This window comes from Agarivorans sp. JK6, from assembly GCF_045277145.1.
GTDB classification, from domain to species: Bacteria; Pseudomonadota; Gammaproteobacteria; order Enterobacterales; family Celerinatantimonadaceae; genus Agarivorans; species Agarivorans albus.
Window position 1 is genome coordinate 4494784 of the sequence record NZ_CP113525.1, and the last position, 19123, is coordinate 4513906.

The 19123-nt window shown below is 45.9% G+C and carries 18 protein-coding genes; 10 read left to right on the forward strand and 8 right to left on the reverse strand.

The features are described 5' to 3' along the window. The first annotated feature begins 240 nt into the window (after positions 1-240). Genes hemC through OV592_RS20695 form a run of 4 tightly spaced genes read left to right on the forward strand, consistent with a single transcriptional unit; the run spans position 241 to position 4275 of the window. Entirely contained in the window at positions 241-1167 is a 927-nt protein-coding gene (gene hemC / locus OV592_RS20680; RefSeq protein ID WP_406609860.1) for a hydroxymethylbilane synthase, read from the forward strand. Positions 1168-1227: 60 nt separating this feature from the next. Beyond that, the gene (locus tag OV592_RS20685; RefSeq protein ID WP_152785407.1) at positions 1228-1944 is read left to right on the forward strand and encodes a uroporphyrinogen-III synthase; all 717 of its coding nucleotides are present in this window, start codon (positions 1228-1230) and stop codon (positions 1942-1944) included. After that, entirely contained in the window at positions 1931-3106 is a 1176-nt protein-coding gene (locus tag OV592_RS20690; protein WP_406609861.1) for a uroporphyrinogen-III C-methyltransferase, read from the forward strand. The genes OV592_RS20685 and OV592_RS20690 overlap by 14 nt, the downstream gene beginning before the upstream one ends. Then, positions 3106-4275: a heme biosynthesis HemY N-terminal domain-containing protein gene (locus OV592_RS20695; protein WP_406609862.1), complete on the forward strand. Its 1170-nt coding sequence runs from the start codon at positions 3106-3108 to the stop codon at positions 4273-4275. Before OV592_RS20690 ends, OV592_RS20695 begins: the two co-directional genes overlap by 1 nt. A gap of 64 nt (positions 4276-4339) precedes the next feature. Here OV592_RS20695 and fre read toward each other — a convergent pair whose 3' ends face one another. From fre to trxA, 6 genes are all read right to left on the reverse strand, one after another. Beyond that, on the reverse strand, positions 4340-5035 hold the full coding sequence (gene fre / locus OV592_RS20700) for an NAD(P)H-flavin reductase (protein ID WP_016400077.1): 696 nt from the start codon (positions 5033-5035) through the stop codon (positions 4340-4342). Between the two features lie 4 nt (positions 5036-5039). Next, entirely contained in the window at positions 5040-5312 is a 273-nt protein-coding gene (locus OV592_RS20705; protein ID WP_406609863.1) for a 2Fe-2S iron-sulfur cluster-binding protein, read from the reverse strand. Then, positions 5312-6778, reverse strand: coding sequence for a 4-hydroxy-3-polyprenylbenzoate decarboxylase (ubiD, locus tag OV592_RS20710; RefSeq protein WP_152785397.1), 1467 nt, complete (start codon positions 6776-6778; stop codon positions 5312-5314). Before ubiD ends, OV592_RS20705 begins: the two co-directional genes overlap by 1 nt. A gap of 29 nt (positions 6779-6807) precedes the next feature. Continuing rightward, positions 6808-7710, reverse strand: coding sequence for a hypothetical protein (locus OV592_RS20715; RefSeq protein WP_406609865.1), 903 nt, complete (start codon positions 7708-7710; stop codon positions 6808-6810). Positions 7711-7748: 38 nt separating this feature from the next. Further along, entirely contained in the window at positions 7749-9014 is a 1266-nt protein-coding gene (gene rho, locus OV592_RS20720) for a transcription termination factor Rho (RefSeq protein ID WP_040306731.1), read from the reverse strand. 201 nt (positions 9015-9215) lie between these two features. Continuing rightward, positions 9216-9542 carry a thioredoxin TrxA gene (gene trxA / locus OV592_RS20725; protein ID WP_016400082.1) on the reverse strand — a complete coding sequence of 109 codons (327 nt, stop codon included), beginning with the start codon at positions 9540-9542 and terminating at the stop codon, positions 9216-9218. Between the two features lie 345 nt (positions 9543-9887). Between trxA and rhlB the strand changes: the two genes are divergently transcribed. Both rhlB and gppA read left to right on the forward strand, forming a co-directional pair. Then, the gene (gene rhlB, locus OV592_RS20730) at positions 9888-11177 is read left to right on the forward strand and encodes an ATP-dependent RNA helicase RhlB (RefSeq protein WP_016400084.1); all 1290 of its coding nucleotides are present in this window, start codon (positions 9888-9890) and stop codon (positions 11175-11177) included. Positions 11178-11198: 21 nt separating this feature from the next. Beyond that, on the forward strand, positions 11199-12686 hold the full coding sequence (gene gppA / locus OV592_RS20735) for a guanosine-5'-triphosphate,3'-diphosphate diphosphatase (protein ID WP_406609866.1): 1488 nt from the start codon (positions 11199-11201) through the stop codon (positions 12684-12686). Positions 12687-12689: 3 nt separating this feature from the next. Here gppA and OV592_RS20740 read toward each other — a convergent pair whose 3' ends face one another. After that, positions 12690-13484 carry a hypothetical protein gene (locus OV592_RS20740; protein WP_406609867.1) on the reverse strand — a complete coding sequence of 265 codons (795 nt, stop codon included), beginning with the start codon at positions 13482-13484 and terminating at the stop codon, positions 12690-12692. Positions 13485-13791: 307 nt separating this feature from the next. On the opposite strand from OV592_RS20740, the gene purE reads away from it, so the two are divergent. From purE to OV592_RS20760, 4 genes are all read left to right on the forward strand, one after another. After that, positions 13792-14289, forward strand: a complete 498-nt coding sequence (gene purE, locus OV592_RS20745) for a 5-(carboxyamino)imidazole ribonucleotide mutase (protein ID WP_220719864.1) — start codon at positions 13792-13794, stop codon at positions 14287-14289. An 11-nt stretch (positions 14290-14300) separates the two neighbouring features. Next, positions 14301-15377, forward strand: coding sequence for a 5-(carboxyamino)imidazole ribonucleotide synthase (gene purK / locus OV592_RS20750; RefSeq protein ID WP_040306733.1), 1077 nt, complete (start codon positions 14301-14303; stop codon positions 15375-15377). A 135-nt stretch (positions 15378-15512) separates the two neighbouring features. Then, positions 15513-16586 (forward strand): GGDEF domain-containing protein, encoded by a 1074-nt coding sequence (locus OV592_RS20755; protein ID WP_406609868.1) that lies wholly within the window; start codon positions 15513-15515, stop codon positions 16584-16586. Positions 16587-16638: 52 nt separating this feature from the next. Beyond that, positions 16639-17538 (forward strand): DMT family transporter, encoded by a 900-nt coding sequence (locus OV592_RS20760; protein WP_406609869.1) that lies wholly within the window; start codon positions 16639-16641, stop codon positions 17536-17538. A gap of 260 nt (positions 17539-17798) precedes the next feature. Here the strand turns inward: OV592_RS20760 and OV592_RS20765 are convergent, their stop codons facing one another. Then, complete coding sequence (locus OV592_RS20765) at positions 17799-19100, reverse strand: hypothetical protein (protein WP_406609870.1); 1302 nt, start codon at positions 19098-19100, stop codon at positions 17799-17801. Between the last annotated feature and the right edge of the window lie 23 nt (positions 19101-19123).

Below are 19123 nucleotides of genomic sequence, written 5' to 3' on the forward strand. Positions count from 1 at the left end.
AGCTTTATCGCGTTTGTATTTAATGTAATTTAGACATCACTAAAGTGTGATCATCTTAACAGTTAGTATAATAGTGGTAAACAGATACGCACACTTTTAGTGGGTATATTTTAAGCAAGTTACCCTCACAAATACCTAAGCTAAAACAAACTTTTGGCTATTTTTAAGCCACTAATGCTTACTTGGGCTATAAACTAACTGGTGATACTATCTCCGGATAAATAATAGAGGTAAGTGTTTGTGAATAAAGTCAGAATTGCCACGCGCAAAAGTCCATTAGCCATGTGGCAAGCCTATTTTGTGAAAGCTGAGTTAGAGCGTCACCACCCAAGCATTGAAGTAGAACTTCTGCCAATGAGCACCAAAGGCGACAAAATACTCGACACCCCTCTGGCCAAGATTGGTGGTAAGGGACTATTCATTAAGGAACTTGAAGTAGCAATGTTGGAAGGTTTGGCCGATATTGCAGTGCATTCGATGAAAGATGTGCCAATGGAATTTCCTGAAGGCTTAGGTTTGCACTGCATTTGCCAGCGCGAAGATCCACGTGATGCCTTTGTAAGCAACAATTACCAAAACCTAGCAGACTTACCTAAAGGTGCGGTTGTGGGTACGTCTAGCTTACGCCGCCAATGCCAACTTAAAGCGCAACGTCCAGATATTCAAATCAAAGATTTACGTGGCAATGTTAATACCCGATTAGCCAAACTAGATGCCGGTGAGTATGACGCAATCATCTTAGCCAGCGCTGGTTTGCTACGCCTAGAGATGCAAGACCGCATTAAAGCTTATATCGAACCTGAGCAAATTTTACCTGCAGGGGGCCAAGGCGCTGTAGGCATAGAGTGTCGTAGCGACGACCAAGCCTTACTTGCATTGCTTGCCCCTTTGAATCACTCAGCAACAGCAGCTCGAGTGACCGCAGAACGGGCGATGAACCGCCGTTTAGAAGGCGGCTGCCAAGTACCTATTGGCTGCTACGCAGAGCTTAAAGATGATCAATTGTTTGTTCGCGGCCTAGTGGGTGCCCTTGACGGCTCTACAGTGATAGAAAAACACATTACTGGCAGCAGCCAGCAAGCGGAACAGCTTGGTTTGCAACTTGCTGAACAGCTGTTAGATGCGGGGGCTGAACCGATCCTTAAGGCAGTTTACCAACAACAATAAGAGGTAGCGGTGCAGGTACTTGTAACGCGGCCCGAGCCGCATAATCAACGGTGCGTAAGCATGTTACACGCCAATGGCTATCAAGCCATTGCTGCGCCCATGGTTAAAATAACCGCCAGTGAGCAAATCGGGGATTTACCAGCATTAGTTAAAACCGTTAACCAGCAACACTTAATCATTGCTGTTAGCCAATATGCCGTTGAAGCTTGCCAAACTTATCTTGCAGAACACGCCCTTAGTTGGCCACAAAACTGCCAATATTTAGCGGTAGGCAAAGCCACCGCCGAGTGTTGGCAGCAATATGGAGTGAAGGCCATGGTCCCTGCGCGCCAAGATAGTGAAGGCATGCTGGAGCTAATTAACAATCAACTGCAAGGTATTAAGCAAGCGCATATTCTGCGTGGCCAACAAGGCCGAGAATGGCTCGCAGAGCAGCTCCAAAAACAAGCCATCCAAGTTAACTATCTCACCTGTTATCAACGCCAATTGCTGCACTATTCAACGCAACAACTTGATCAATGGCGGTCACAGATCAACACTATTGTGGCGACAAGTGGTGAAATTTTGAAACACCTTACTACCCTTATGAGTGAACCTAAGCAACTAAGGTGGCTAACAAATACCAAACTATTGGTACCCAGCCAACGTTTGCTTGAATACGCAAACAGCTTAGGTTTTATGCATACAGTATTGTGCGACGGCGCATCAGATAAGGCTTGCATCGACGCGTTAGCGCGAATGCAGTCATCTGCAAGGAATGAAAATGACCAAAAATAAACAATCAGATAGTCAAACAAAGGCTACCGACATTAGCGATTCTAGCAGTGCTAAAGAACAACCAACCAGCAGCGCTGCCGCTACGCCTCCCCCTAGCAACACACCATCAGCTCCCGCCAAAGGCGACAAACTAGCAAAAATATTGGCCATTATTGCCATTATTCTCAGCCTATCTATTGCTGTAGGTTTATATTGGCATGGACACCAATTTAGGGAGCACGCAGATACTCAGCTACAACTTTTAAAAACCACCTTGCAAGCTAAAGAACAAAACCTAATTAGCGCGCAAGCTAGCAGCAATAATCAAATCAGTGAATTATCGCAAAGTGTTGCAGGGCAAAATCAAGCTATGGCCGCTTTACAAGCTCAGCTAGAACTCACCGAGAAAAACCGCAAAACCATAGAACGCCAACTAGCCCTACTGAATATTAAAGATGCTAACCATTGGCGACTCAACGAAGCCAACTACTTGTTGCAACTAGCGGCTTATAAACTTTGGCTAGAGCAAGATCCGGTTACTGCTATTGCCCTACTTACCGAGGCCGACAACAGCATAAACAATGCCGACGACCCACATTTGTTACCACTGCGGCGCGCGATTAATACCGACGTGCAATTGCTAAAAAGCATTCCGTTGGTAGATAAAGAAGGCATCGCATTTCGCTTAGAAGGTATATTGCAGCAAGCAGAAAGCCTACAACTGGCGGAAATTGAACTGCCAGAAGCTGTAGCAGCTCAAGACAATCAACTAAGTGCTGACAGCGCCGACTGGCAAGACAATCTAGCCAAAAGTTGGCGTAAGTTTAGCGAAAACTTTATTACTGTGCGCCGCCGCGATGGCCAAGTAGAGGCGCTTATTGAGCCACAGCACGCGTGGTACTTAAAAGAAAACCTGAAACTTCAATTACAACAAGCCGAGCAGGCATTGTTCCGCTCGCAAGGCGAACTATTTAAAGCCAAATTACAACGCGCCGAACAATGGGTGAGTGAATTTTTCATTCAAAACTCCCAAGCCCAAGCAATGATTGAAGACTTAAAGCAACTACAACAACTAGAAATTGTCGATAAACTGCCAGAACAACTAAGCAGCCTAGGCGCCGCCGAACAAGCGATTAAAGAGCGCCAACAACGCTTATTGCCTTCCTTAGAAGGAGCTGAGTAATGGTTAAAATCATCGTTCTTTTAGTCTGTCTCGCGCTGGGTTTAGCGCTAGGCCCGCAACTAGCGGGCAATAAGGGCTACGTGCTGATTGCCTTCGATAATTACACCATTGAAATGTCGGTCACCAGTGCATTATTCCTTAGCTTTATTTGCTTTTGTGTATTGTTACTCAGCCTATGGCTAGCTCGTTGGCTGTGGTTAAGTTTCTCCCGCAGCGGCGCTTGGTGGGGTCACCGTCGTAAGCAAAAAGCTAACAGCCATACCCAGCAAGGTATGCTGGCCATGATGCGCGGCGACTATCAAAGTGCCGAAAAACTGGTGAGTAAAGCAGCCAGTTTAAGCGACGCACCTGCACTAAACTATTTAACCGCAGCTGAAGCGGCGCAAGAGCAAGGCCAAGATAAAAAACGAGATAAGTACCTAGAGCAAGCAACCCGCATCACAAATAACGATGCCGCAGTATTAATCACTCAAGCTCGCCTACAACTTAAGCAACAAAACTACAGCGCAGCATTAAGCAGCATTGAGCAACTGCCTCATGAGAACCTCAAGCAAGATGCTGTAAAACGCATGTTACTTACTATTCTTCCCGAGCTTAGCCTTTGGCAGCGCTATATCGACTTACTGCCGCTGGCCCTTAAAGCAGGCCTAATTGACAACGACCATTATCAAACACAGTTGTCTAGTGCCTACAAAAGCTTGTTTTTGGAACTCGCCAATAGCCAAGGGTCTGATGCCGTAGCCCAACACTGGAATGGCATGCCCCGCAAACAAAAGAAACAGATGACCATTGCCGCGGCCGCTTGCCGGGCTCTAATTAGCGCTGGCGATAATGCAGCGGCTTATCAATTGCTCGGTGATCTCATCAATCGAAATCTTGATAGTGAGTTATTAGAGGTTGCAGCAGAATTACACCTGAACGACGTGCATCCCTTGCTTCAGCAGCTATCTAGCTTACGCCGTAAACACCCAGAAAATGCTGCTTTACTGCGTTTGATTGCTCAATTACACCTGCAACAACAACAGTGGGAAGAAGCAAAAGCGCTGTTTGAAGAAAGCATGAAGCTAGCGCCAAGTGCAGAATGTTATCAAGGTTTAGCTGAGGTACACCGCCAACTAGATGAACCCGAACAGGCAATTCATTACTATCGTCAGGCACTGGCTATCTAAAACACCCAAAACTGAAAACAAAAAAGGCGAGCTTAGCTCGCCTTTTTTGATTCAAATAGAACGCTTAAATAAATTCGTAAGCATCGCCATGTAATTGTTCAATCGGCAAGCCCTGCTTAGTAAACGCAGTTCTGGCTACATCAGCCATTTCAAACCGTCCAGCAATGTATACTTCTAATCCGCTCATATCGGGGAAATCTTCTAGTACGGCTTCATGCACCAAGCCCTTTTTACCGGTCCACTGCGGCATTGCTTGCTCAAGCACCGGCACAAACTTAACCTGATCTAACTCTTCCCATTGGTAGGCCAACTCATGTAAATACAAGCCCCCTAAGTTACGCCCGCCCCAATACAAATAGATTTCGCGGTCTTGCTCGGTATCTACAAGGTGTTCGATAATGGATTTAGCATAAGAGAAACCGGTACCGCCCACCATAATCAGAATTGGCCGCTGGCTGGCCTCATCAAAGCCGGCATTACCAAATGGCATTTCAACTTCGATTTCACCACTTTTCTTTAGTTTGTCAATTACCTGCCTAGCATAGGGATTACCTTCTGGGGCACCAATATGCAACTCTAGTACATCGCTTTGCTCGGGTGAACTGGCTAGTGAAAATGGTCGTTTATCATCTTCTGCCATAACAATTTGCAGGTACTGGCCAGCTACAAAGCTCTGGCTCTCTTGTGGCTGTAATTCTACATTAAAAATATCATCTAAAATCGGCGAGACCGATGCAACCTTACAACTAATGCGCTTCATACTTTCACCCTTCTAAACTTATATTCAAATCTGATTTTGCACTGGCTAAGCAAGCTAAAAACCAACCTTTGGCTTGTTCGGCTTCACTTAGCATTGGCGCCATTCCATGGTAAATAATCTCGCCGGATTTACACCGGGCTAAGCAACTGCAGCAACCACCTTGACGGCATCGATGTGGCCAATCAATGCCCTGCGCCAAAGCGGCTTCAAGAATACTTTGCTGAGGCCCAACACTAAATTCTTGCTGCGCTATTGTTACTCGATAATTGTTGGCCATTAGTCTATGCCTAATTGATTCCAAATACTATCTACACGCTGTTTCACTTCTGGAGCCATTTCAATTACTTCGCCCCACTCCCGATTAGTTTCACCGGGCCATTTATTGGTTGCATCCATACCCATTTTTGAGCCTAAACCGGAGACGGGTGATGCAAAATCTAAGTAATCGATGGGTGTATGATCGATTAACGTAGTATCGCGTGTTGGATCCATTCGGGTAGTAATAGCCCATATTACATCCTGCCAAGAACGGGCGTTGATATCATCATCACAAACAATGACAAACTTGGTGTACATAAACTGCCGTAAGAAAGACCACACCCCTAACATCACCCGCTTAGCATGCCCCGGGTATTGCTTTTTAATAGTGACCACCGCCATACGGTAAGAACAGCCTTCTGGTGGCAAGTAAAAATCTACAATCTCTGGGAACTGCTTTTGCAAAATAGGCACAAAAACTTCGTTCAAGGCAACGCCCAACACAGCCGGTTCATCAGGCGGACGGCCGGTATAAGTGCTGTGGTAAATAGGATCTTTACGCATTGTAATATGAGTAATAGTGAATACCGGAAACTCATCAACTTCATTGTAGTAGCCAGTATGGTCACCATAAGGACCTTCTGGAGCCGTTTCATTGGGCTCTAAATAACCTTCTAAAACTATTTCAGCACTGGCTGGCACTTCTAGGTCATTACTTATACATTGAACGGTTTCGGTTCTACCACCACGCAGTAAACCGGCAAAGGCATATTCCGATAGAGTATCTGGAACAGGTGTCACGGCGCCAAGAATGGTGGCGGGATCAGCGCCCAGCGCCACCGACACCGGATAAGGTTTACCTGGATTGAGTTCTTGGAACTCGCGAAAATCAATCGCACCGCCACGGTGCGATAACCAACGCATAATAAGCTTATTTTTGGCTAGCTTTTGTTGGCGATAAATACCTAAATTCTGGCGCTTTTTATAAGGACCCCGGGTAATAGTTAACCCCCAGGTAACCAATGGCGCAACATCCCCCGGCCAGCAGTGCTGAATCGGCAACTTGTCTAAGTCCACCTCATCACCACTCCATACAATTTCTTGGCAGGGCGCAGAACGCAGCTTTTTAGTTGGCATATTAAGCACTTGCTTAAATATGGGCAGCTTTTCCCATAACTCTTTTAGCCCTTTAGGCGGCTCAGGCTCTTTTAGATAAGATAACCAAGTGCCTACTTCACGCAAGGCAGACACTGACTCTTGACCCATGCCTAAAGCAACACGCTCGGGGGTACCAAACAAGTTGCCCAATACTGGCATTGAATGGCCTTTAACATTCTCAAACAATAATGCTGGACCGCCGGCTTTTAAGGTTCGGTCACAAATCTCGGTCATTTCCAGTTCGGTAGACACTTCTAAGCTGATTCGTTTGAGCTCTCCACGTTGCTCTAACAAATCAATGAAATCTCTCAAGTCTTTATATTTCATTGTAATAACCTGGTTTCTGGCTTGTGTACTTATTGAGACTGCATCTCAATCATTACCATTGCAGCCAACTCTTGGTGTTCTGATTCTCTAAACTGCGCCAAAATAAACTGGGCAGCGGGAGGATATACTCGACCCAAACGGGCAATAGCACTGTATGAAAAATACAACAGTTCTGGATTTTCTGCTGCTCCGCGAAGCAAGTGATAGGCGCGCTCTGCCGGTAGCCGCTGAATAAGCCACTCAAGCAACGACACACTATATTGATCCATTGGCAGGCTCAGTACTTCGGCCAACGCTTCATCACTGCCAATACCTATTGCCATAGCAACTCGAACGTTATTATCAGGAAAATACAAACGATCAGGCATATGCAGCTTTACATAATCAAGCTGCTCTGGGGTTAATTGCCTAAAAGCCCGCATCACATCCAACTGTTGCGCCAATAGTAACGGATTGTTTTTTCTAAAGATCAATGACCATTGAAATTCATCACGCAACAGTTCACTTAAATAAAGCTGTGAGCGTTCTGCTGATACTTTATTAAGAATTAAACTTCGCGCCAGGGCAGGGTAATCAAAACTAGGGCGAATAACTTCATAGCCGTCGATGACTGCAGCTTCGCGCACTGTAGGTCGCTCAGAAGCCAGCTCTAGTAACCAGTTTTTTAAGGTTTGGTCTGGAATGTGATTATTTTGATGTAAATAACGCAGACTTTCGAAAAGCAAAACTTCTCGATCATGAGGGCGTAAATAAGGCAGTAGATCAATCACCCAAGCGGGCTGATTTTGCATTAAGGTATCGACGCTGCGCTGCAAAATCATTAGCGGCACATCTTGATAAAGTGGTTGTGAGGGCGGATTAGGACCTTGCTGCTCCGCTTGAGCAGACAGGTGAAATAATAGCCCAAGAAGTAGCAGTAAGCGTTTCATCATCCAAAACGAAACTGGCCGAATTAACGGCCAGTTTTAACTTACTTCTTCTGCGCTTTCATCGCGTCAAAGAATTCATCATTGGTTTTGGTCATAGCCAATTTATCAATTAAGAACTCCATGGCGCCAGTTTCATCCATTGGATGAACAATTTTGCGCAAAATCCACATTTTTTGTAGTTCGTCAGCGCTAGTTAACAACTCTTCACGACGTGTGCCAGAGCGGTTAATGTCGATAGCTGGGTAAACACGTTTTTCTGCGATCTTACGGCTTAAGTGCAGTTCCATGTTACCGGTACCTTTAAACTCTTCGTAGATAACTTCGTCCATCTTAGAACCGGTATCTACAAGTGCAGTAGCGATAATAGTTAAGCTACCACCTTCTTCTACGTTACGAGCCGCACCAAAGAAACGTTTTGGACGGTGCAATGCATTGGCGTCTACACCACCAGTTAATACCTTACCAGAAGAAGGAATTACGGTGTTGTAAGCACGCGCTAAACGAGTAATTGAATCAAGCAAGATGATCACGTCTTTCTTGTGCTCAACTAAACGCTTGGCTTTTTCAATTACCATTTCAGCCACTTGAACGTGACGGCTAGCAGGCTCATCAAAGGTAGAAGCAATCACTTCACCACGAACCAAACGTTGCATCTCGGTTACTTCTTCCGGGCGCTCATCAATTAGCAATACAATCAATTCACACTCAGGGTGGTTAAATGCCACGTTTTGCGCAATGTTTTGCAGCAACATGGTTTTACCGGCTTTTGGCGGAGCAACAATCAACCCACGTTGGCCTTTACCGATAGGTGAAGCCAAATCTAATACACGTGCAGTGATGTCTTCGGTAGCGCCATTACCGCGCTCCATACGCAAACGATCATTAGCGTGCAGCGGGGTTAAGTTTTCGAATAAGATTTTGTTACGCGAGTTTTCTGGCTTGTCGTGGTTAACGATGCCAATTTTAAGCAAAGCAAAATAACGCTCACCTTCTTTAGGTGGGCGAATCTTACCTTCTACCGTATCACCGGTACGCAAGTTAAATCGACGGATTTGACTTGGAGAAACATAAATATCGTCAGGACCAGCTAAGTAAGAGCTGTCGGCGCTACGTAAAAAGCCGAAGCCATCTTGCAAAATCTCCAGCACACCATGACCAAAAATCGCTTCGCCGCTTTTCGCGTGAGCCTTTAAGATCGAGAAGATAATGTCTTGCTTGCGTAAGCGGGCTAGATTTTCTAAGCCCATTGACTCGCCTAGCGTAATCAGTTCATGGACGGGGGTATTTTTTAGCTCAGTTAAATTCATAATGGTGAGTTTTCAATTTTTATCGAAATAGGCTGACGGCAGCATGAGTTAGGTATAGTAGAGAAGCTTACTCGACTGTTTAGTCGGCCAAGAGGTAGCCTTTATTACGGGCGTAGGAAAAATTCGAAAATAAAATTAGCACTAATGTGGGGAAAGATCCAGCAAAAGCAGGCAACGAATGTCGACCTGCTCACATTGTTACTACAGGTTTTCGTCTAAAAACGCTGTTAGTTGGGCTTTTGATAGTGCACCAACCTTGGTAGCAGCTACTTTACCGTCTTTAAACAGCAGTAACGTTGGAATTCCGCGAATACCAAACTTTGGCGGTGTACCAGCATTTTGGTCGATGTTTAGCTTACCTACCACTACTTTGCCGTCGTATTCGTCAGCAACTTCGTCAAGGATAGGTGCAATCATTTTACAAGGTCCACACCATTCAGCCCAGAAATCAACTAGTACTGGTGTGCTTGAGTTTAGTACGTCTGCCTCGAAGCTGTCATCGCTCAGCTGAACTAATTTATCGCTCATTTAATACTCCAAAATTCTATGTTATCTGTCTCGATAATTTCATGACTATTTGAAATGATCCGACCAATGAATGCAAGCCTAAGCTCATTCCAAGGGAATCTAAGCTACTACCAATTAACATAAGTGCTAGCTGATCACCCCAATTTGGTTTTGCTCACAAAATCTCGCGAGTAAATAAAGAAAGGCAATAGACCGATATAATTGCAAGTAACTAGAGTCTGCTGCGGAATCCTCCATGGGAATTAACTGCAAATTCTCAGCGCTTAGATCACAGCCGCAAACAACTCAACACATTTACCAAGAATGGGTGCTGGTAGTGCCACTTAGCTGTGATATGCTTACGCAATGAGCAAAACACATTTAACAGAACTCCGATTTGCCGAGTTAGGACTGCAAGATAAGGTATTAACCGCCTTAGAGCAGCACGGCTATCACAATTGCACCCCAATCCAAGCGCAAAGCCTACCAATCTTAACCACAGGTAAAGATATTGCGGGCCAAGCACAGACCGGTACGGGGAAAACTCTAGCCTTTTTAGTTGCTACGTTTAATCATTTGCTAACCACAGCAGTGCCCGAAACGCGCCAACAAAATCAACCGCGTGCGATTATTCTCGCACCAACTCGCGAATTAGCTATTCAAATCCATAACGATGCTCGCTTACTTGCTAAAGCAACGGGCCTCAAGTTGGGTTTGGTATATGGCGGCGAAGGTTATGCCAGTCAGCGTGCCACTTTGGATGAAGGTGTAGACATTCTTATCGGTACAACCGGGCGAATGATCGATTACTTCAAACAAGGTGCATTTAGCCTAAATGCCGTGCAAGCCATGGTATTAGATGAAGCCGATCGCATGTTCGACCTTGGCTTCATTAAAGACATTCGTTATTTAATGCGCCGCATGCCAGAGCCAAAAGCGCGTTTAAACATGCTGTTCTCAGCCACGCTTTCTTTTAAGGTAAAAGAATTAGCGTTTGAGCATATGAACGAACCGGAACACGTTATTGTAGAGCCCGAACAAATGACCGGCGCTCGCATTCAAGAAGAACTGTTTTACCCGTCTAACGACGACAAAATGGCCTTGTTGCAAACTCTAATAGAAGAAGAGTGGCCAGAACGCGCCATAATTTTTGCTAATACTAAACACCGTTGTGAAGATATTTGGGGCCACTTAAGTGCCGACAAACATCGCGTTGGTTTGCTAACCGGTGATATACCGCAGCGTAAGCGAGTGCAAATACTCGAACAGTTCACCGAAGGTAAACTTGACGTATTAGTCGCTACCGATGTTGCAGCCCGTGGCTTGCACATTCCGTCGGTAACTCATGTTTTCAACTATGACTTACCAGACGATGCCGAAGATTACGTGCACCGTATTGGCCGAACAGGTCGTGCTGGCGCAAGTGGCCATGCCATTAGCCTGGCCTGTGAAGAGTACGTATTTAACTTACCTGCAATTGAAGAGTACATTAAGCACCCAGTGCCGGTAAGCCAATATGATACCGAAGCGCTAATGCGTGATTTACCCAAGGCAACGCGAATCCATCGCACCAAAGGTAATAATAGCCGTGGCGGTAACCGCAAAAACAGTCGCGGTAATAGCGGTCACTCTAACCAGCGACGTCAGCGTCACTAAGCAGTAGATTCAAGGAACAGCGTGTCAAAAGTTTCACCCCTATATGCAGCCATTGATTTAGGTTCCAACAGCTTCCACATGTTAATTGTGCGGGAGCTGAGTGGAAGCGTGCAAACCATTGCCAAGGTGAAGAGAAAAGTGCGCTTAGCCGCAGGCTTAGACGCCAACGACAAGCTCGATCACGCATCCATGGTGCGTGGTTGGCAATGCTTGAGCTTGTTTGCCGAGCAGCTAAGAGACATACCAGAAGCGCAAATTAAAATTGTCGCCACAGCTACTTTGCGTCGCGCCACTAATGCTGATGAGTTTTTGCAGCAAGCCGAAAAAATTCTCAACCACAAGATCCATATCATTAGCGGCGAAACCGAAGCTAAAATTATTTACCGTGGCGTGGCACATACCAGCAGCGGCAGTGGCAAGCGTTTAGTCATTGATATTGGCGGTGCCAGTACCGAGCTAGTAGTCGGCGAGCAAAGCGAAGCCTTGCTACTGAACAGCCTAGATATGGGCTGTGTTACTTGGTTAAAACGTTTCTTCCAACAAGAGCTTAGCGAACCCAACTTTCAGTTAGCCATTGATGCAGCTAAAGAAGTGATCTCCCCAGTACTTAGCGATTATCGCCGTCTAGGTTGGCAAAGCAGCGTGGGCGCTTCAGGCACTATTCAAGCACTGTTAGAAATTATTACCGCTCAAGGTCTTGATGAACGTATTACCTACCAAAAATTAAAGGCAATTCAACAACAAGTGGTTACTTGCGGCACGCTTGAAAAGCTTGACATTAAAGGTTTGCTTGAAGAGCGAAAACCGGTCTTTGCATCTGGTTTAGCGATATTAATTGCGCTATTCGAAAGCCTGCAAATCGAGTCACTTTCCTTAGCCGGAGGTGCCTTACGTGAAGGACTGGTATATGGCCTACTTAGCCAAAAAGATACCAGTAGTGTAAGAGCCCGCACCGTAGAAAGCTTTGTAAAACGTCATCGCATCGACAATCAACACGCCGAACGCGTAGCAAACTGCGCCTTAACTATGGCGCAACAAGTAACACCTAAGCTTAGTGATCGCGCATTAAGCCTGTTGAAGTGGGCAGCTATGTTCCACGAAGTTGGGTTAAATATTGAGTTTAAGAAAGCGCCCCAACACGCCGCATATATTATTGATCACTCAGATTTGCCCGGTTTTACCAGCGCACAAAAACACTTTGTCTCCTGCTTGTTGTTAAACCAGCGTGGTGATTGGCAAAGCGAACTTCTTGCTCAACAAAATGCCTTAGAAAAGCCCGAAGCTTTGGTGCTGGCTAGATTATTACGCATTGCCATCATCGTGTGCATGCGCCGCACCGAAGGTAGCGTACCTAAGATAAGCGTGTTTCAAGCCGAAGAGGATTGGCGGCTATGTTTTCCACCCACCTGGAATGAACAACACCCTTTACGCGCAGCCGAACTAGAACTGGAAGCCAAAGTGCAAAGCCAAGCGGGTTATCCTTTAGAGATTATTGAAGCGCTTTGTTGAGGGCTAGTTAGGTGTAGCCAACTCAATTTTTACCCGTCGGCGATAATTAAGTAAATCAAAGTCTTCTCGCCAGTATTCTTCAATCAGCTTATCCAACAAGCCACTGTCTTCAGCCTTTTTTAAAGCGTCTTCAATAATGGCTGCCAGCTCTGGCTGAGAGTTACTCACGTAAAACTGAAAATCACGCTCATACTGCAGAATTAAATAGGGCTCTATCGCTAAATAAGGGTGTTGTAATGAGTCATTAATAATCTCGGTAAAACCACGTGAGAAATAGTCGATTCCACGTTTATGGTTAGCCACCATTTTGTATAAACGACGCCACTCTCCATCAACTTCAACGGTTTTTAGCTGGTTGGCTTGCCATACATCTACATCAAACCAATTTTTGCCAAAACCACCGGTTTTATCCAGCTTTTGAAAGTCTTCTAGCGTATTTACAAAACGATAAGCGTCAACCTCAGAGCGTGGCACCAACAATAATCGGTGACCAATTAAGCCGTTGGTTAAGCCCACACGAACTGGGGTGAAATTAGGATCTTTATCACGTTCGGCCGACGCTAACAGCCACACTAAACTTAATTGGCCATTACGTAGCATCGACTCAGCCCGCTTTTGCGGTAAATTAGATGAGGGAACATCAATCACTGGCTGATGCCCGGCTTCAAGTAGGGCTTGCTCTAGCAGTTCATGATAATAAATGTGTGAATCATCGGAATAAGCAGGCAAACGTAACTCTACGTTAGCTGCCATTAGCGGGGCACTGAGTAGAGATAAAATAACCACAAGTTTCCACATTGCTTCTCTCCTTAGAGGCTAATGAATTCTATTGTTAGCTATAGGCTACTGTACTCATTTAACAGTAGTCCAAATCTACTCAATTCGTATTGATTAAGCAGTAAACATCACAAAAATAGCAAGCTCCTGAACTTTTACCCAAACAAAGCACTGTACAGCTAGAACAAAATTCGATTTTGCTGGCTAACACTGCGCTAATATTGACCTTGGCGGGTAAGGCTGGCAAACTGCGCGCGCAAATAGACAACAATTTTGTTGCCGCTAAGAAACGTGTTACCACTGTGCTATTTAAGTCGAGGAGAATACAATGCCACAACCACAAGTTGCCATCATCATGGGGTCAAAAAGTGATTGGCCAACTATGGAAAACGCCGCCGAAGTTTTACAACAATTGGGCGTTGAATTTGAGGTTGAAGTGGTTAGTGCTCACCGCACTCCCGACAAATTAATGGAATTTTCAGCCAACGCTGCCGACCGTGGTATTAAAGTGATTATTGGTGGTGCCGGCGGTGCAGCTCACTTGCCAGGCATGGTAGCGTCTAAAACCCGTTTACCAGTACTTGGTGTGCCCGTTCAAAGTAAAGCCTTAAACGGTATGGATAGCTTGTTATCGATTGCCCAAATGCCAAAAGGCGTAGCAGTTGGTACTCTTGCCATTGGCACTGCTGGTGCTTATAACGCGGGATTGTTTGCTGCACAGATTTTAGCTACCACTAACCCAGAACTAGCTGAGCGTATCGAGGCTTTCCGCAGTGCCCAAACAGAATCAGTATTAGCCCACCCAGATCCTCGCGTAGCTGAGTAGTGGTAAGCAAAATGAATAAGATTTGGATTTTAGGTGCGGGCCAATTGGGAGCAATGCTAAAACACGCAGCGCAACCATTAAACATTGAGGTTCGCCCAGTAGAAACTGACGAGACTGATACCTTTGATATCGCTGCCAACGACATAATTACCGTTGAGCGCGAGCACTGGCCAGTAACGCCAGCCACCGAGCAGCTTACTCAACACTCAAGCTTTCTTAACGGCCCGGCTTTAGCTCAGCTAGCTGACCGAGCAAGCCAAAAGAAATTGCTCGACAGTTTAGGTTTAGCCACCGCCCCTTGGGTAGATGTAAAACAAGGTCACAGCGCTGAACAACTGTTTGCTGAGTTAGGCGAACGAGTATTGCTAAAGCAGCGCTCCGGCGGCTACGACGGCAAAGGTCAACACTGGTTAAAGCTTAGTGGCAACGCTGAACAACGTGCCATTCCACAAGACTGGTTAGATCATTGTATTGCAGAACAAGCGATAGGCTTCGACGAAGAAGTATCACTTATTGGTATGCGCCACGCCAACGGTGACACCGCATTCTACCCACTTGCGATTAACCAGCATCATGAAGGTATTTTATTAGCCACGGTATCACCGGTTGCGAGTAAAGCGAGCCTTCAGGGCCAGGCTGAAAATATGCTTGGTAAGCTAATGGACTCGCTAGATTACGTGGGTGTTATGACCATGGAATGCTTCCAGGTTGGCGATAAGTTGCTTATTAATGAGATAGCACCTCGCGTACACAACAGCGGCCACTGGACCCAAGCAGGCTCTAGCCTTAGTCAGTTCGAGGCGCATATTCGAGCCGTGGCAGATTTGCCCTTAGTGCAACCTTTGGTTAAAACCCAAAGCGTAATGCTTAATCTGATTGGTGTTGAATACAATCATCAATGGCTATGCGTGCCAGGGGTTGAAGTATTTTGGTATGGCAAAGACGTTCGACCAGGGCGTAAAGTTGGCCACATCAACATCAGCATTGCAGAGCGTTCACAATTACTAGCAAGTTTAGCGAAATTAGAACCGCTGATGACGCCTGTATACGCCGACGCAATAGCTTGGTTAATTAAGCACCTAGATTAAGTAACGTGGCAATGTAACCTGGGTGACATTGCCAAACTTTCGATTAAACAGTCGCGATCTAAGCTAATTCACAGTAGTTTTACTTTTTCAGGTATACAATCGTTTTTATTTGAGTATTAACTGTAAGGAACACGGTTGCTCAACAAGATACTTAACATAGGCACCAGCAAAGGAAAGCGTCACGCCGTTCGTATGACCAATCTATTTGTGGTTATAGGCCTGCCTTTACTTGCCCTAAACGTTATTGTTCAAGCGCTTGAGCACAACATTACGGCGGTTGAATTCTGGCTGGTTAATGGCTTAGTGGTATTTGCTTACACCCTAACGCTGCTGTTTAACTGGTTAAATCAAAATGACCTAGCCCGAGCCTGGCTGTTAACGGTATTTGTTCTCGATATTACTTTGGCCTCTACCCGTTGGTTTGGTATCGAGTCCTTCATTTTCTTCCATCTTATTGTTATTTATCCAGTGGCATTTTTGCTATGGCAAGAAAAGCCGTCCATTCGCAATGCCATTTTGGCCCTAATAAGCGTGGCCTTTTTTGCGGTATTCTACTGGCCGAGCGACCCTATGTTCCCCAGTGATGTAGAGCAAAAACGTAGTTCTATGGGCTTGGTGTTTATTAACTGCGCCATTCTATTAAGTATTGTGGCCAAGCTGTTTTCTATCGATACTCAGCGCGCTCATCGCCACCTTGCTGAGCAAGCGCGCATCGACCCTCTCACCAATATCTTGAATCGCCGAGAATTAGAGCGCCAGCTTGATACTCAATGCGAATCGGTATTAAGCATGGCAGTAATGCTGTTTGATATAGACAAATTTAAACACATTAATGACCAATACGGCCATCACACCGGTGATGATGCACTAAAACATGTTGTGGCCTGCGTAAAACAACAACTCCCTGAAGAAGCAATGTTTGCCCGATTTGGCGGCGATGAATTTTGTATATTGTGGGCCAATTGTCAGCGCCAACATGCTCAAGACTTAGCCAATATCATTGTCAAACGAGTTGCCGAAAAGCCTTGCTCGGTTAACGACCAACACCTCGCCATTAGCATTAGCATGGGCATTGCCTTTGAAACCCAAAGAAAAGATTTGTCCCGTTTGTTGATTGACGCCGACAATGCCATGTATGCTGCCAAACGCAAAGGTCGTAATACCTTTGTCACCACGTGGGCACAGCCAAGCCAAGCGGTACCAGCCTAAGTTAACTCAGCGTTTCACTTAGCCCTCTCTTATTGCGTTTTAGGAGCATACCTTGAGTTATGAATGGTTAGCCTTGCTGGCCGCTGCCCTTTGGGCGTGCACCAGCTTAATCTCGGTAACCCCTAGCCGAGTGATGGGCGCTTTTGCCTATAGCCGCTGGCGCATGGGCTTAGTTAGCCTAATGCTGCTTGGCGCCGCTCTATACAATAACCAATGGCAAATGATTAGCCTGTCGCAAGCGGGATTGTTTGCTTTGTCGGGCTTTATTGGCGTATTTGTTGGCGACACCGCCTTGTTTGCCTGTATGAACCGCCTAGGACCACGCCGCGCTAGCTTGTTATTTGCTTGTCACGCCGCTTTCTCTGCCTTTTTAGGAGTATGGCTATTCAATGAAGATTTGCTTGGTTGGCCGCTACTGGGCGCTGCCTGTTTGTTCTTAGGCGTAATATTAGCTGTTAGTTTTGGTCGCCGAAGTGAGCAGCACAGCTGGGAAAAGATTACCGGCTCAGTCAGCATAGCGGTTGCTTTGGGGTTAACGGCGGCGCTCTGCCAAAGCCTTGGAACAGTGATGCTAAAACCGCTGATGAGCGCCCCAGAATACAGTGCTATAGACCCAGTAGCGGGCTCGGCATTGCGAATGTTAAGTGCTTTTTTAGCCCACTTTTTGTTATGGCTAAGTGGTTACAAACTTGCAAGAACACTTAAGCCGATTAACTCAAAGCTATTTGTTATGATCGCCGCCAATGGCTTTTTAGCCATGGCGGTCGGCATGACATTGATGCTGTTTGCCCTGCGATATGGCGATGTATCAGTGGTTGCCCTGTTATCATCAACTTCACCAGTGTTGGTGCTGCCGCTGTTATGGATAGTCACCAAACAGGCACCTACTCGCTCGGCCTGGCTTAGCGCCGGTTTATGTGTACTAGGCAGCGCCTTGCTAATATTTGGCTAGGGGCTGTTGATCTTTGGTATTGAAATTTTGTTCGAGATAAGCGGGCTTTAATCGCGGTGAGCACTTAGAAGCCTAGTGGGCTAAGCAAGAAGTGCTTAACAAAGAGTAAAGTTCGCTTATCCGAACCCTTCGGGCAGCATTTCTTAGCCATTTATTCAGCCTTAGCGAATGATTATTAAGCCCACTTAACTGCACACTCACTGCCTTGCCTAAATGGCTAATAAATTGCTGCAAAAATCATCAGCAAAGATCAACAGACCCTAGTGTTCAGGGTTAAGAAAAGCCGGCAAGTGAGCGATGCGCTGATCAATAAAAAACACTTTTTGCTGATACAACTCAGAGTCCGTGGAGCCATAAACTTGGGCAAAGCTTTGCTCACTAATGCCTTCGGCTAAATCATCTATCCGCGGGAAAAATGCCTGTTCTGAGCGTGCGGAGCGCATAGCAGCCAAAAACAGATCCGCTTTATCGAGATTCTTCGCCGATTCGGCAAACTCAATGCCAGTGCGGTCAGCTGCTAGATCGGCAAAACTAAAACCACTGCCGCCCTCTAAAGAGTCAAATAGCTCTTTAAACTCGCCAATTGAAGCACTAAAACCTTGCTCTGCAGCCATGCTCAAGCCCGCCGAATAGACAAAGTGCAGCAGTAAGTCTCTGCGCCCTGCAAGGGTTACGTTGTTTGGAGCGGCTTCTAGAGTCAGGTCATCAGCAAAACGTTGCGCCATCACTTTTTGAAAAGTACCTTGGCTGAAAAAAATCGCCATTGCCCACACTAAAGCCTGCTGTTCTTGTAGAACATCGCTTTGCTCACCACGCATTGCCACATCAAAGCTCAGTGGGTACAGATAATCATATAAAGAAATGGCTTGCTGTTCACCATACTGCTTTCTTAACTGGCTTAACTTTTGGTAGTAAATCGCCACTGGTAAGCTGGCTAGCTGCGGATCTTTCAATTGATTGAGGTTCTTATAAGCACCAGCGACTTTTAAACCTAAATCCTCTACTGGCTCAACCTTAAACTGCACCTGCTGCTGGCTAACGTCTACTGCTTTAATGCTAGCTAATAGCTCATCGGCTTGTAACTCTGGGAACAAACGCTCTGCCAAGCGCAGCGCTATGTGTTGCGCCATGCTGCCCGGTAAGCTTAATTGGCCTATCTTCCATTGACCAAACTGCAAGCCTTGATTTGAGGAATGTAAACTAATCTCGCTGTTTACATAACCTTGGTAAATGCTCGTAGGCAAGGCAATGCTGCCACGCAGGCGTAACTCAGATTCGGCAAACGCTGCTTCAGCATCTAAACCACTAAAAGCTGTGGAAGATAAAGCTAACAAGCCATCTAGCTGTTGTTGGCTAAGTTGAATATCAACCGATTGCTGCCCGCCACGAAAAAGCTGCAAGTTTTGTTTAAGCCAGTCTTTAGCATCGGCAACTTGCCGAGCACTCACCGAAGGAGGAGTAAGCACGCTAGCTTGCTTAGATACCATCAACGCAAAGGCGATTAATACCGCCAGAGCAAGCAATAAACTAAGGCTGAGTAGGGCAAACAGTATTTTCTTCATATTACAATAAAGCCCCTCGGTGG

What these genes read in the sequence shown, in the direction of transcription:
- OV592_RS20685 (WP_152785407.1), top strand. Translation starts at nt 1,228, where the DNA reads ATGTTACACGCCAATGGCTATCAAGCCATTGCTGCGCCCATGGTTAAA.
- OV592_RS20690 (WP_406609861.1), top strand. Translation starts at nt 1,931, where the DNA reads ATGACCAAAAATAAACAATCAGATAGTCAAACAAAGGCTACCGACATT.
- OV592_RS20695 (WP_406609862.1), top strand. Translation starts at nt 3,106, where the DNA reads ATGGTTAAAATCATCGTTCTTTTAGTCTGTCTCGCGCTGGGTTTAGCG.
- fre (WP_016400077.1), bottom strand. Translation starts at nt 5,035, where the DNA reads ATGAAGCGCATTAGTTGTAAGGTTGCATCGGTCTCGCCGATTTTAGAT.
- OV592_RS20705 (WP_406609863.1), bottom strand. Translation starts at nt 5,312, where the DNA reads ATGGCCAACAATTATCGAGTAACAATAGCGCAGCAAGAATTTAGTGTT.
- ubiD (WP_152785397.1), bottom strand. Translation starts at nt 6,778, where the DNA reads ATGAAATATAAAGACTTGAGAGATTTCATTGATTTGTTAGAGCAACGT.
- OV592_RS20715 (WP_406609865.1), bottom strand. Translation starts at nt 7,710, where the DNA reads ATGATGAAACGCTTACTGCTACTTCTTGGGCTATTATTTCACCTGTCT.
- rho (WP_040306731.1), bottom strand. Translation starts at nt 9,014, where the DNA reads ATGAATTTAACTGAGCTAAAAAATACCCCCGTCCATGAACTGATTACG.
- trxA (WP_016400082.1), bottom strand. Translation starts at nt 9,542, where the DNA reads ATGAGCGATAAATTAGTTCAGCTGAGCGATGACAGCTTCGAGGCAGAC.
- rhlB (WP_016400084.1), top strand. Translation starts at nt 9,888, where the DNA reads ATGAGCAAAACACATTTAACAGAACTCCGATTTGCCGAGTTAGGACTG.
- OV592_RS20740 (WP_406609867.1), bottom strand. Translation starts at nt 13,484, where the DNA reads ATGTGGAAACTTGTGGTTATTTTATCTCTACTCAGTGCCCCGCTAATG.
- purE (WP_220719864.1), top strand. Translation starts at nt 13,792, where the DNA reads ATGCCACAACCACAAGTTGCCATCATCATGGGGTCAAAAAGTGATTGG.
- purK (WP_040306733.1), top strand. Translation starts at nt 14,301, where the DNA reads ATGAATAAGATTTGGATTTTAGGTGCGGGCCAATTGGGAGCAATGCTA.
- OV592_RS20765 (WP_406609870.1), bottom strand. Translation starts at nt 19,100, where the DNA reads ATGAAGAAAATACTGTTTGCCCTACTCAGCCTTAGTTTATTGCTTGCT.